We start from the raw sequence: 12,824 nt of genomic DNA, 5'->3' as shown, positions 1-12,824 counted from the left end.
GCTTACATGCGGAAGTGTTCGCCCAGATAGACCCGGCGTACCGACTCGTTCGCGATGATGTCGTCGGGGCGTCCCGACGCCAGTACCGAGCCCTGGTTGATGATGTAGGCACGGTCGCAAATACCCAGCGTCTCGCGCACATTATGATCGGTGATCAGCACGCCGATATTGCGCTCCTTCAAGAAGCGCACGATGCGCTGGATCTCGATCACGGCGATCGGATCGACGCCGGCGAACGGTTCATCGAGCAGCACGAAACGGGGATCCGTGGCCAGCGCGCGGGCGATTTCCACGCGGCGGCGCTCGCCGCCCGACAGGGACAGGGCCTGGTTCTCGCGCAGCTTTTCAATCTGCAAATCGGCCAGCAGCTTATCCAGGCGCTCCTCGATCTCGGCCTTCTTCAAAGGACGGCCTTCGACGGTCTGGATTTCCAGCACGGCGCGGATATTGTCTTCCACCGTCAGCTTGCGGAAGACGGACGCTTCCTGCGGCAGATAGGACAGGCCCATCTGCGCGCGGCGGTGGATCGGCAGGCTGGAAATGTCCACGCCGCTGATGTCGATGCTGCCGCCGTCCGACGGCACCAGGCCGACGATCATGTAGAACGAGGTGGTCTTGCCGGCGCCGTTCGGGCCCAGCAAACCCACCACTTCGCCGCATTCGACTTGCAGCGAGACATCATGCACGACTTGCCGCTTGCCATAGGTTTTTTGCAGACCGCGAACGATCAGGGTGCTGCCGCAACGAGTATTGTCCATTATTTCTTTCCTGGCGCAGGCGTGGCCGGCGCTTTCTCCGCTTCCGGCGCCTTGGTCTTCGGCTGGATCACCATGCGCACGCTGCCGCCATCGGAGGTGCTGGTGCCGCTGTCGGAATTTTCCATCTTGAATACTTCCTTGCGGCTGTCATACGAGATGAAGGCGCCATTGGCCACGTCCGTCACTTTCGTGCCTTCCAGGCGCGTCAGCTTGGCCTTGGAAAACAGTTTCACCACTTCCGTCTTGTTGTCGTATTCCACGCGCTCCGCTTCGCCTTCGACCCACAGGTCGCCCGCGCCATCGCGCTTCTGGCGGAACGTGGCCAGCTTGCCGGGATCGGCCCAGAAGGTGATGAACTGATAGCCTTGCGGGTCTTCCGTGATCAATGCCCGGCCCGCCTTCATGGTCAGGGTGCCCTTGACCAGCACGACGTCGCCCGTCAGGGTACGCACCTGCTTGACGTCATCGACGTGGCCGCTGCGTGCCGTGATGACGGCTTCCTTCTCGGAATCGGCTTTCTCGGCATGCGCCACGCCCATGATGGCCAGCGAAAATACGGTCAACAGCAAGATGTTCTTCATAGTATGGTTTCCTTGTTTCATTCTGTCATTTTGCCGCCGCGGCAGGGCGCGGTTTCGGCGGGAGGACCATGCGCAGCGCATTCTGCACTTCCACCACGCCCGTGGCGTTATTGGCTTTCATGCCGATGCCATTGAGGCGCGAGGTGCCCGTCAGGATATCGACAGGCACGTCCGTTTCCATTCTTTCCTCGTCCGGAAACACCGTCAGCGCTTCCGTCCTGACCGTCAGGTTCTGCGCCTTCGGACTGGCCGCGCGGTCGATCACGACCTTGCGGTGCAGTTGCAGCCTGGTATTGTCCTGGTCGATATGCGCCAGTTCCGCATTCATGTTCAACGGCGGCATGCCGGGCGTGAGCTTGCGCACGAAGGGCTGGTCGATATCGGACGAATCGTCGGCCGGATAATGCGTGAGCTTGGTGCCCGACACGATATAGCTGGGCTTACCCGTCAAATCCATGCGCACCAGGCTGAAATTGGTGATGAAATAATCGGGCTCATCCAGATGCTTGCTGGCCTTGATGTCCTGGCTGTTCTTGTTCATCACTTCGAGCAGCCAAAAGCTGGCCAGCGCGACAACAACCGCACCCAGCAGGGTAAAAATCGTGCGCCAGCGATGGGCGCCTCCTGGCTTACGCATAGGGTTTCACTCTTTCCAATATCACTGGCGGCAAGGTGCGCCTCACTCCAGGAACGGCGCCATGACGCGCGCATAGTTGTCCTGGGCGCGCAGCAGGAATTCGCAGATCTCGCGCACCGCGCCGCGGCCGCCGCCGGCCTGCGTCACATGGTGCGCCAGGTCCTGCGCTTCCGGACGCCCGCCCGGCACGCTGACGGCAAAACCGACGCGTTTCAGGATGGGCGCATCGATGACATCGTCGCCGATATAGCCGCATTGCTCTTCCGTCAAGCCCGTCAGCGCCAGCAGTTCGCGAAATGGCGTCAGCTTGTCGTGACCGCCCTGGTGCACATGGGTAATGCCCAGGTCTTGCGCGCGGCGTGCCGTAATGGACGAGCGGCGCGCGCTGATGATGGCCGTCTGCACGCCCGATTCCTGCAGCAGCTTGATGCCCAGGCCATCATACACATTAAACGTTTTCATCATCTCGCCATCGGGGCCGAAATGCAGGCTGCCGTCGGTGAGCACGCCATCGACGTCAAAGATCATCAGTTTGACCTTGGCCGCGCGCGCCAGGTTGTCCGCCACGCTGTCCATCAGATCACCTTCGCTTGCGTCAGGTCATGGATATGCAGCGCGCCCACCAGCTTGCCGTCGGCATCGACGACCAGCATCTGGTTGATGCGGAACTGCTCCATCACGGCCACGGCATCGACGGCCAGGCGTTCGGGCGCGATGCTGCGCGGCTGCGCATGCATGACGTCGCGGATCGCCACTTGCGTGAAATCCTGCACGCGCTCGAACATGCGGCGCAAGTCGCCATCCGTAAACACGCCCACGGGGCGGTTGTCCGCGTCGACGATGGCCGTCATGCCCATGCCCTTCTTCGTCATTTCTTCCAGCGCCTGCAGCAGGGATGCCTCTACCGGCACTTTCGGCACCCTTTCGCCGCTGCGCATGACGTCATGCACATGCGTGAGCAGGCGGCGACCCAGGGCGCCGCCCGGGTGCGAGCGGGCGAAATCTTCTTCCTTGAAGCCGCGCAAGTCGAGCAAGGCCACGGCGATCGCGTCGCCCAGGGCCAGGGTGACGGTGGTGCTGGCCGTCGGCGCCAGGTTCAGTGGGCAGGCTTCTTTCTCAACAGAAATATCCAGGTGCACATCGGCCAGCTGGGCCAGGCTGGAATTCGGTTTGCCCGTCATGGAAATCAGTACGCCGCCCATGCGCTTGACGACAGGCATGATGGCCATCAGTTCGGACGACTCGCCCGAGTACGATATGGCAATAAAAGCATCGTCCGAGGTGACCATGCCCAGGTCGCCATGGGCCGCTTCGGCCGGATGCACGAACAGGGCCGGCGTGCCGGTGGAAGCGAGGGTGGCGGCAATCTTGCGCGCGATATGGCCGGACTTGCCGATGCCGGAGACGACGACTCTTCCTTTGCATTGCAGCAACAGCGCCACGGCGCGGCCCACGCTGTCGTCCGTGGCAAGGCGCGCGTGCAGCGCAACGATGGCGTCGGACTCGATCTGCAAGGTGGTGCGGGCCAGCGCGACAGCGCGCTCAGTCGTCGCTTGCATGTCAATTCGATCAAAAGCTTTCAGCATTGTTTTTTCATGGGTTACACTCATGCCCAAAGTATAAACGAATTAGGAAAGCAAAAAACTTGCCAGTCACAACAAACAACGATTTCCATTGACCGTACCGGGCAACCCATGTTTTCCTCGCTTGAACTGACCCTGATGTTACTCGGCAGCGCCGTGCTGGGCGTGGTCGCTTTCAGAATGTTGCATTTGCCGCCCATGCTGGGCTACCTGGCCGTTGGCATCGTCATCGGCCCCCATGCGCTGGGCCTGGCGGCCGAAAACGAGGCCAGCCATACCTTGGCCGAGTTCGGCGTCGTCTTCCTGATGTTTTCCATCGGGCTCGAGTTTTCTCTACCCAAGTTCCTCGCCATGCGGCGCATCGTCTTCGGCCTTGGCATGGCGCAGGTGGTCACCACCATCATCGCCACCGTCGTCTTCGGCTGGTTCGTCGGGCGCTACCTGTCCGCCTACATCCACCTGAGCTGGCAAGCCGCGTTCGCCCTGGGCGGCGCGCTGGCCATGTCGTCGACAGCCATCGTCTCGAAAATGCTCACGGAGCGGCTCGAGCTCGAAAGCGAACACGGGCGCAAGATCATCGGCATTTTGCTGTTCCAGGATCTGGCCGTCGTGCCGTTGCTGATCCTGATTCCCGCCCTCACGCGCGATTCGGACAACCTGGCCGAAACCCTGGCCTGGGCCGGCGGCAAGGCCCTGGTCGTACTAATCTTGCTGCTGTTCATCGGCCAGAAGATGGTGCGCGGCTGGCTGACCATCGTTGCCAAGCGCCGCTCGCAAGAATTGTTCATGCTCAACCTGCTCTTGATTACCCTGGGCGCGGCGTGGATCACGGAACGGGCCGGGCTGTCGCTGGCCCTGGGCGCATTTGTTGCCGGCATGCTCATTTCCGAAACGGAATTCAAGCACCAGGTGGAAGAGGATATCAAGCCCTTCCGCGACGTGCTGCTGGGCCTGTTCTTCATCACGGTCGGCATGCTGCTCAACATCCGCGTGGTGCTCGACAACTGGTGGCTCGTCTTGCTGCTGCTGTGCGGCCCCGTGCTGCTGAAATTCGCGCTGATCGCGGGCCTGGCCCGGCTGTTCGGGTCCAGCAACGGCGTGGCCTTGCGCACGGGATTGGGACTGGCGCAGGCGGGAGAGTTCGGCTTCGTGCTGCTGAACCTCGCTGGCGGCATCAAGCTGATGGACCCGTTCGTCGTGCAGGTCGTGCTGGCCTCGATGGTGCTGTCGATGCTGGTGGCGCCTTTCCTCATCGCCAAGTCGGACGCCATCGTCATGAAACTGGCGGCCAACGACTGGATGATGCAGTCGCTGGCGCTGACCAGGATCGCCACCCGCACCATGGCGTCACAAAAACACGTTCTGATCGCCGGCTTCGGGCGCAGCGGGCAAAGCCTGGCCATCCTGCTGGCGGAAGAAAAAATCGAATACCACGCGCTGGACCTGGATCCGGAACGGGTGCAGGAAGCGCAGCTGGCCGGCGCCAACGTCTCGTATGGCGATGCGGGCCGGCGCGAAAGCCTGGTGGCGGCCGGCATCTACCGGGCCAGCGCCGTCGTGATCACGTATGCCAACACGCCCTCGGCACTGAAATTATTGCATCTGCTGAACGAAATGGCGCCGACCTTGCCCGTCATCGTGCGCAGCCACGACGATACCGACCTCGACCAGTTGAAGAAGGCGGGCGCGGCCGAAGTGGTGCCGGAATTGATGGAAGGCAGCCTGATGCTCGCTTCGCATGCCTTGATCATGATGGGCGTGCCCTTGCGCCGCGTGGTGCACCGGGTGCAGGCGGCGCGCGAGGAGCGCTATGCCTCGCTGCGCGGCTATTTCCACGGTTCCAGCGACGCGGGCGACGATGCCGAGCTGGAACGCCTGCATACGGTCACCGTCAGCGAGGACGCGCATTGCGTGGGACTGCCCTTGAGTGCGGTCGACGTGGCCGGCTGCGGCGCGTTTGTGACGGCTATCCGCCGCGGCCGCGGCCGCCTAGAAGTTACCCCCGAGACGCAGCTGGCCAGCGGCGACGTGGTGGTGCTGCGCGGCACGGCCGACGCCGTGGCCAAAGCCGAGACCTTGCTGTTGAAATAATCAATCGCGCTGCGCTTTCCAGCTGACGACCTTGTTACGGCCATCGGACTTGGCCTGGTACAGGGCCTGGTCCGCGTGCGCCACCAGTTGCTGCGCCACCGTTTCGATCGGCAGCAGCGCCGCGTCCCTTTCCAGGCTGGCCACGCCGATCGACACGCTGACCCACGCCTGCGCGCTGCCCGGCAAGTCGAACATGGTGCCGGCGATACTGGCGCGGATGCGTTCGGCCACGAAGGTCGCGCTGTCGAGGTCGGCATCGATCAGCAGCACGACAAACTCCTCGCCGCCGAAGCGGCCCAGCGCATCGGAGCGGCGCAATTCCGTACGGATGCGCGTAGCCACTTCGCGCAGCACTTCATCGCCGCCCTGGTGGCCATGCGTGTCATTGACCAGTTTAAAATGGTCGATATCGATATACATGCATGAGATGCAATAATTCTGGCGCCGAGCGCGGGCGATTTCTTCCAGCAGGCGGCGGTCGATATAGCGCCGGTTGTAGACGCCCGTCAGGGAATCGGTCAAGCCGATGTATTTGAGCATTTCATTGCTGATCACGTTTTCCAGGCAAATGGCGATGATGGATGCCATGTGCTTGACGAAATCCGTGCCCAGCGCGGGCGTAAAGCGCGTCACGTCGCTGCTGGCCAGGTTCAGGCTGCCAATCAGGCGCTTGTTGCGCAGCAAGGGCACCAGCGCCACGCTGCGCAGCGCGTCGATCTGCGGAAAACGCGGGCCATGCACGGCAGAGTCGAAGACACCAAGCAGCGGCGATGGCGGCAAGGCCGCTTCGCCCTCGGCCACGGGCTTTGGTGCGGCAAAGCCCAGCTCCGCCACGGCATGTACGAACAGCAACTGCGGGAAGGCGCTGAAATCGACACCGAGCTTTTCCATCACCAGCACGATATCGTCATCCTCGTCGAGCAGGCTCAGAGTGACGCCGTCGAGGTCGGAAATCACGGGCAAGGTGCGGAAGATGGTGCCAATCAATTCAGGAAACGTGGACGCGCTGACGATTTCCAGGTCGAACGCCTGGTGGCGGCACATGATGTCATGGTTGCGCTCGGCCTGTTCCAGCAGGAAAGCCATGCGCGCGCGCAAGGCCTGGTTTTCGGCTTCGAGGCTGGCAATGCGCGGGTCCGGCGGTATTGCTTGATTCATAGAAACCTTAAACCCTTGTGTGCGGGCGCCATGCTTAAAATGCCAGTTCGAAACCGATGTCCTGCCCCACCACGATACGCTCATCGCCGCCTTCGGTGACGATGGCGTTCATGCCGAAGCAGATGGCGCCGTCGAGCTCGGGCTTGGCGCGATAGCCATGCATGACGTCGAGCGGGTCCGGTCCGGGCACGCCCGTGGCCTGGTCCACCGACGGAATCGGGCAGCGCGAACACGGCTTGACGGGTTTTAGCACCGTCGCGCCGAATTGCAGGAAGTCGGCGTAGTCTTCCTCGAAGGCGCCGATATCGTCGATGACGAGGTTGGGGCGGAAGCGGTTCATCGGCAGCGCGTCACGGCCGGCCGCGCGCAGCTTGTCATTCACGTCGGCTAGCGAGGCATTGCCCGCGATCAGCACCGGATAACCATCGGCAAACATGGTCTCGGCGGCAATGCCGTCCGTCCATGTGGTGCTGGTGGCGCGCACCACGTCCGGGTGAAAGCGCGCCAGGCGGCACGGCACGCCGATGGCGTTGGAAAACCAGGTGGCCGTGACGTCGTCGCAATCGTAGGCGCGCACGCAATCGTCCCACACTTGCACGTCGAGCATGGGCGAGTGTTGCGGATGCGGCAATCCCAGCTCGATTTCCAGGCGCAGCATGCCCGGCGCGCGCAATTCCAGGGTGGTGGCCTTGATGGACGGCACGATCAGCGCCATGCGCGGATGTTCGCGCTGGGTCAGGAAGCGGCCCTGCTCATCGACCACCATCCATTCGCGGTCGAACACGTGCTCGCTCATCAGCCCTGAACGCGTCAGGACCGCCTCGCGCAAATGGATGCCGGCGCACGATTTGATGGGATACAGAATGATGTCGGACAGGATGGCCATGAACCGGAGACAGTGTTGCAGCTTCTGTCAGGAAATTATTCAGAAGCGAAGTATGGCAGCAAAGCGGGCAAGCGTAAATCAGCCACACTGAGCCAATAAGGCTGAGTGTGGCGTAGCAGTGATTAATACGTGTAGAAAATACGCTGGATTTCTTGCGTGCTGTTCGTTTTGGTCAGGGCCAGCATCAGCAGGATGCGGGCTTTTTGCGGGTTCAGGGTGTCGGAGACGACACTGTCGAGTTCATCGTCATTGGCTTCGCCATTGCGCGCCACGATGCCTTGGCCGACTCTGCTCGAACGCACGATCAGCACGCCCTTCTGGCGCGCTTCCACCAGGGCCGGCTTCATTTGTGCGGCCACGCTGCCATCGCCCACGCCAGCGTGGATGATGCCCTTGGCGCCAGCGGCGATGAAGGCGTCCATGCCGACACGGTTCATGTTGGCGTAGCCGTAAACGATGTCCACTTGTGGCAGGGCATCGAGCTTGCTGATGTCAAATTCCGACTCCAAGGTGTGCTTGCGCGTCGACTGGCGGTAGAAGAAAGGCTTGCTGCCCTGGATGTAGCCAAGCATGCCCAGTTCCGGCGACTTGAAGGTATCGGTCGTCGAGGTGTTGGTTTTGCTCACTTCGCGCGCGGCGTTGATCTGGTCGTTCAAGGCCACCAGGACGCCCTTGCCCACGGCTTCCTTGCTACCGGCCAGCAACACGGCGTTGTACAGGTTGATCGGGCCGTCAGCCGAGATGGCCGTCGACGGACGCATGGCGCCCACCACCACGACCGGCTTGTGGCTTTTCACGGTCAGGTTCAGGAAATACGCGGTTTCCTCGATGGTGTCGGTGCCGTGCGTGACGACCACGCCATCGACGTCGTTCGAGGCCAGCAGCACGTTGATGCGCTTGGCCAGGGTCAGCCAGTGGCTGTTGCCCATGCTTTCACTGGCGATCTGGAATACTTGCTCGCCTTTTACGTTTGCCACTTTCTTCAGTTCCGGCACGGCCGCGATCAGGCGTTCGACGCCCACGGTGGCCGAGGTGTAGCCGACGGTGGTGGTGCTGTCGGCGCCGCTGCCGGCGATGGTGCCGCCCGTTGCCAGGATCACCACGTTCGGCAATTTGACGGCCGCCTGCTGCGCACGCGCAGGCGAGGCCGCGACAAAGCCCATCAGCAAGGTAGCCAGCATCAGCTGTGCACAAGAATGAAATTTACGTGAAAACATGGTGCTCCTGTTCGGTGATGTGTCAAAGATAACAAAGTCGTGTGCAAATTATATGTCATCAGTGCTACAAAAAAGCCCAGATTCACGCGTTCAGCGCAAACGTGCGCCCCTTCCCATGCGCTACAGTGGCGCCATGTCCACACTCCTGTCCTTCCGCACTTGCCTCGTCCTGCCGTTCGTCCTGATGGCGCTGGGCGCCTGCGCCACGCAAATCGAACTGCGCACGGCGGCGCAGCAGGAGCAGTTCGCGCGGGAAGCGGCCAGCCAGGGCGACTGGGCGCAAGCGATGCGCAACTACGCGGACGCCGCTGGCAATGCCGAACTGGGCCATGGCGATTTCGCTTGGCAGGCGCGGCTGCACCACGAAGCCGGGCGCGCCGCCAGCGCCGCCTGCCGCGACGACGCGGCCGCCTTTCATTTCAGCCGCGCCATCGCGCTGGCAAAGAAAAGCGGTCAATCGAGCGCCCTCAGCGACAAGGCGCTGGAATCGCTACAGGCCGGCAAACCTTGCGGATTTCCTCGATGAACACCGCCCGCACCTTGCTGGCCGCCTGTGCCTTCTCCGCCGCCATGGCGCCGGCGCAAGCCGCCGAAGCACCGCTGCCCTTATGGGAAGCGGGGGTATTTGGCGGCACGGCCGTCACGCCCGCCTATCCCGGCGCCAGCGAACGCTCGACGCGCAGCCTGGCCCTGCCCTATCTGATTTATCGCGGGAAAGTGTTGCGCGCCGACCGTTCGGGCGTGGGCGCGCGCCTGCTCGATACGGACCGCCTCGACTTCGATATCGGTTTTGCCCTGTCCTTGCCGGCCCGCTCCAGCGACGTGCCGGCCCGGCGCGGCATGCCCGACCTGGGCACCCTGGTGGAATTTGGCCCGCGCCTGAAAATCAAGCTGGCCGAGCCGACGCAGCACAGCCGCCTGGGCTTGGAACTGCCCTTGCGCGCCGTCATCGAAGCGCGCGGCGGCCTGCGCCGCCAGGGCGCCACGTTCGAGCCGCGTTTCGTGTATGGACTGCAAGGCGAGCAGCAGGCATGGCATGTCGACGCCAGCCTGGGCGCCGTGCTGGGCAATGCTGCCATCAACGATTATTTTTATGGCGTCAGCCCCGCGTTTGCCACGGCGCAGCGGCCAGCGTATGCGGCAAAAAGCGGGCTGATGCTCACGCGGCTGGGTCTGGGCGGTTCGTACCGGCTGCACCAAGACTGGCGCGCCTTTGCCTTTTTACGCTACGACAACTACACAGGCGCCGCCAACCGCGCCAGCCCCCTGCTGCGCCAGAACAGCGGCACCTCGGCCGGCATCGGGCTGATGTGGACGTGGCGGCGCTCGGACAGCCTGGCGCGGGGCGCGGACGAATAGCAACAAGACAGATTAAAACTCCGTTGTGGCCGACAGCATGATGGTGCGCGGCGCGCCCAGGCCCAGGCTGGTCCATTGCGGCAGCGCCCAGTACGCCTTGTTGCCGACGTTCGTCACGCTGGCGCGTACGGTCAACGGCCGGCCCGCCGCCTTCGTCGCATAGCGGGCGCCCAGATCAAACACGGTACGGCCCGGCACGGACATCGAATTGTCGGCATTGATGTATTGCTTCGATGCCGCCGTCGCATTCGCCGTCAGGGTCACGCCGGGGATGGCGGGTGTATCCCATTCGACACCGAGCTTGGCTTGCAGTTTGGGCACGCCCGCTGCCTGCTTGCCCTGGTTGGCGCCGCCCGGCGTCTTGCTCAAGACCGGGTCGACATACGCCACGCCGCCCATCAGGCGCACGTCGCGCAGGGGCGAACCAAAGAAGCCCCAGTCGACGCCGCGGTTGCGCTGTTCGCCGCCAAAGGAAAAGATATTGCTGACGGGATCGACATAGCTGCTGGGCCGCTTGATTTCATACACGCTGACCGTATGCGCGAACTCGCCCAGGTCGACCTTGAGGCCAAGCTCCGCCTGCTTCGACTTGTATGGCGCAAAGACCTCGCCCGAGTTGGCCGCCGTCAACGGCGCCGTGGCGCCCTGGCTCAAGCCTTCGATGTAATTGCCATATAGGGAAATCGTCTGGCTCGCCTTGACCAGCAGGGCGACGGCCGGCGTGGTGGCGCCTTCGTCATAGCGCGAGGTGCGCGCGCCCGTCTTGATGTTGAAGTTATCGCTGAGCACTTCCTGGCGGCGCAAGCCCACCGTCAGTTGCACCTTGTCTTGCGCAAAAGAAAGCGTGTCGACCAGGCCGATACTGGCCAGGCGGAGTTCCGCCTTGGAAATTTGCGGCGCCTCGAAGCGCGTCGCCGGACCCCAGACGGGGTTATAGATGTTCGTGATCCAGTCTTTTTCCAGGGTATTTCTGCGTCCGTACTGCTTGTCCGTGTGGTGATAATACGTGGCGTTGACGGCCCATTGATGGCCGATATCGCCCGTGCGCAGCTTGCCCCGCAAGCCTGCTTCCGCCGACTGCTTTTCCACATCAAAACCCAGGTCGGCAAGATTGGTGCGGTAGTCGCCAGCCGTGTTGAACACCTGGATCAGGTACGCGCCCGTCGACTGGTAGTCGGCCCGGCTGGCGCCCACGGCGGCATACGCCATCACTTGCTCATTGACGTCCAGCTCGCCGCGCAGCATGGCGCCCTTGTCCTTGGTATCGTAGAACGCCCAGCTGGGATTCAACAAGGTTTCCGCTTTCGGCGGACGCGGCACGGGCAAGCCGGGGGCCAGGTTGACGCCCCTGTTCAAGCCATCGGCGCGATCCTCGCTGTGGTACAGGTCGGCGGACAGGCGCGCACCGTTGCCACGCCAGTCCAGCCCCACGGAGACGAGCTTGGTCTTCTTTTTCTGATGGTCGATGGCGCCCTCGCCATCGCGGTAGACGCCGTTGACGCGGATGCCGAACTGTTGATTCTCACCGAACCGCTGGCCCAGGTCCACATGGCCGCCCCATTGCGCGTCCGACATATACGATGCCGTCACCCTCGCCAGCGGCGTCTCGCCCGCGCGCTTGGGCACGAGGTTGATGCTGCCGCCTACCGAGCCGCCCGGTGGCATGCCATTGAGCAATGCTGACGGTCCCTTCAGCACCTCGACGCGCTCGAACATTTCAGGCGAGGTGCGGTAGTAGGGCGAGATGCCGTACAGGCCGCCAAACGCGACGTCGCCGATATTCGAGCTGAAGCCCCGTATCGAATAATTCTCGCCGATGATGCCCGTCATGCCGCTGCTGAAGACGGTGGGATCGGTGGCGGAAATCACATCGGTGATGTCGCGCGCCTGGCGGTCTTCGATGAATTTATCCGTATAGTTGATGGTGTTGAACGGCGTTTCCATGAAATCCTTGTCACCAAGAAAACCCACGCGGCCGCCGGACGCCACTTGCCCGCCTGCGTAGGCATCCGTCACGGTGCTGCCTTTGCCCCAGACCGTCACGGCCGGCATGGTGGCGGCTGCCTCGGCGGCGGCGCTGTGCGCCGCTTCGCGGCGTACCGTATAGCTGCCATTGCCCTCGCGCACGGCTTGCAAGCCGTGGCCGCGCAGCAATTCGTAAAAGCCCTCGGGCACGCTGTAGCTGCCGGACAGGCCGGCGCTGTTCTTGCCTTGCAGCAGGCTAGCCTCGACCGTCAATTCCACGCCCGCCTCGGCGGCGAAAATGTTGAGCGCCGAGCCCAACGCACCGGCCGGCACGCTGAATGCTTGCCGGGCCGGGGCCGTCCCCGCTTGCGCGTAGGCTGACGGGGCAGCCACGCCCAGCGCCCCCACGGTCAAGCCCGTGATGAGCGCCAGTTGCACGGCGGTGGCGATGCGGCTCAGATTCAAGGCGGGAAGGTGGCGCGTTGCCATGCGGTGTGCCATACAGTAAATCCTTTCAGATGGGATGATTGCTTGTTCTCACCCTATCTCCCGAACGAAAAGGCAAAACCCTCAATCCAAATACGAATCA

At 62.9% G+C, this 12,824-nt stretch carries 12 protein-coding genes; 3 read left to right on the top strand and 9 right to left on the bottom strand.

Going from position 1 to position 12,824, the window contains the following annotated elements:
* Positions 1-2: 2 nt before the first annotated feature.
* From lptB to SKZ59_RS14840, 5 genes are read right to left on the bottom strand one after another with little or no spacing between them, the layout of a single operon-like run.
* Positions 3-758 (bottom strand): LPS export ABC transporter ATP-binding protein, encoded by a 756-nt coding sequence (gene lptB / locus SKZ59_RS14860; RefSeq protein WP_034753325.1) that lies wholly within the window; start codon positions 756-758, stop codon positions 3-5.
* Positions 758-1,339, bottom strand: a complete 582-nt coding sequence (gene lptA, locus SKZ59_RS14855) for a lipopolysaccharide transport periplasmic protein LptA (protein WP_034753322.1) — start codon at positions 1,337-1,339, stop codon at positions 758-760. The genes lptB and lptA overlap by 1 nt, the downstream gene beginning before the upstream one ends.
* 25 nt (positions 1,340-1,364) lie before the next feature.
* A complete protein-coding gene (lptC, locus tag SKZ59_RS14850) occupies positions 1,365-1,976 on the bottom strand; it encodes an LPS export ABC transporter periplasmic protein LptC (protein WP_034753320.1) in 612 nt (203 codons plus the stop codon).
* A gap of 42 nt (positions 1,977-2,018) precedes the next feature.
* On the bottom strand, positions 2,019-2,552 hold the full coding sequence (locus tag SKZ59_RS14845; RefSeq protein ID WP_319992172.1) for a KdsC family phosphatase: 534 nt from the start codon (positions 2,550-2,552) through the stop codon (positions 2,019-2,021).
* Positions 2,552-3,586, bottom strand: coding sequence for a KpsF/GutQ family sugar-phosphate isomerase (locus tag SKZ59_RS14840; RefSeq protein WP_374106893.1), 1,035 nt, complete (start codon positions 3,584-3,586; stop codon positions 2,552-2,554). Before SKZ59_RS14840 ends, SKZ59_RS14845 begins: the two co-directional genes overlap by 1 nt.
* Before the next feature lie 84 nt (positions 3,587-3,670).
* On the opposite strand from SKZ59_RS14840, the gene SKZ59_RS14835 reads away from it, so the two are divergent.
* The gene (locus SKZ59_RS14835; RefSeq protein WP_072457683.1) at positions 3,671-5,650 is read left to right on the top strand and encodes a monovalent cation:proton antiporter family protein; all 1,980 of its coding nucleotides are present in this window, start codon (positions 3,671-3,673) and stop codon (positions 5,648-5,650) included.
* Here SKZ59_RS14835 and SKZ59_RS14830 read toward each other — a convergent pair whose 3' ends face one another.
* From SKZ59_RS14830 to SKZ59_RS14820, 3 genes are all read right to left on the bottom strand, one after another.
* The gene (locus SKZ59_RS14830; RefSeq protein ID WP_319992171.1) at positions 5,651-6,808 is read right to left on the bottom strand and encodes a sensor domain-containing diguanylate cyclase; all 1,158 of its coding nucleotides are present in this window, start codon (positions 6,806-6,808) and stop codon (positions 5,651-5,653) included.
* Positions 6,809-6,842: 34 nt separating this feature from the next.
* On the bottom strand, positions 6,843-7,694 hold the full coding sequence (locus SKZ59_RS14825) for an MOSC domain-containing protein (RefSeq protein WP_319992170.1): 852 nt from the start codon (positions 7,692-7,694) through the stop codon (positions 6,843-6,845).
* A gap of 122 nt (positions 7,695-7,816) precedes the next feature.
* On the bottom strand, positions 7,817-8,911 hold the full coding sequence (locus tag SKZ59_RS14820) for a type II asparaginase (RefSeq protein WP_034753307.1): 1,095 nt from the start codon (positions 8,909-8,911) through the stop codon (positions 7,817-7,819).
* Positions 8,912-9,044: 133 nt separating this feature from the next.
* Here SKZ59_RS14820 and SKZ59_RS14815 point away from each other — a divergent pair, with 133 nt between their 5' ends.
* Positions 9,045-9,437, top strand: coding sequence for a hypothetical protein (locus SKZ59_RS14815; protein ID WP_139248495.1), 393 nt, complete (start codon positions 9,045-9,047; stop codon positions 9,435-9,437).
* Positions 9,434-10,270 carry a MipA/OmpV family protein gene (locus SKZ59_RS14810; RefSeq protein ID WP_219330189.1) on the top strand — a complete coding sequence of 279 codons (837 nt, stop codon included), beginning with the start codon at positions 9,434-9,436 and terminating at the stop codon, positions 10,268-10,270. Before SKZ59_RS14815 ends, SKZ59_RS14810 begins: the two co-directional genes overlap by 4 nt.
* Positions 10,271-10,282: 12 nt before the next feature.
* Here the strand turns inward: SKZ59_RS14810 and SKZ59_RS14805 are convergent, their stop codons facing one another.
* Complete coding sequence (locus tag SKZ59_RS14805; protein ID WP_319992169.1) at positions 10,283-12,736, bottom strand: TonB-dependent receptor; 2,454 nt, start codon at positions 12,734-12,736, stop codon at positions 10,283-10,285.
* Positions 12,737-12,824: the final 88 nt, after the last annotated feature.

The organism is Janthinobacterium sp. GMG2, from assembly GCF_033949445.1.
In the GTDB taxonomy this organism is placed as follows: domain Bacteria; phylum Pseudomonadota; class Gammaproteobacteria; order Burkholderiales; family Burkholderiaceae_D; genus Janthinobacterium; species Janthinobacterium aestuarii.
This window is presented reverse-complemented; position numbering and strand designations above follow the sequence as displayed.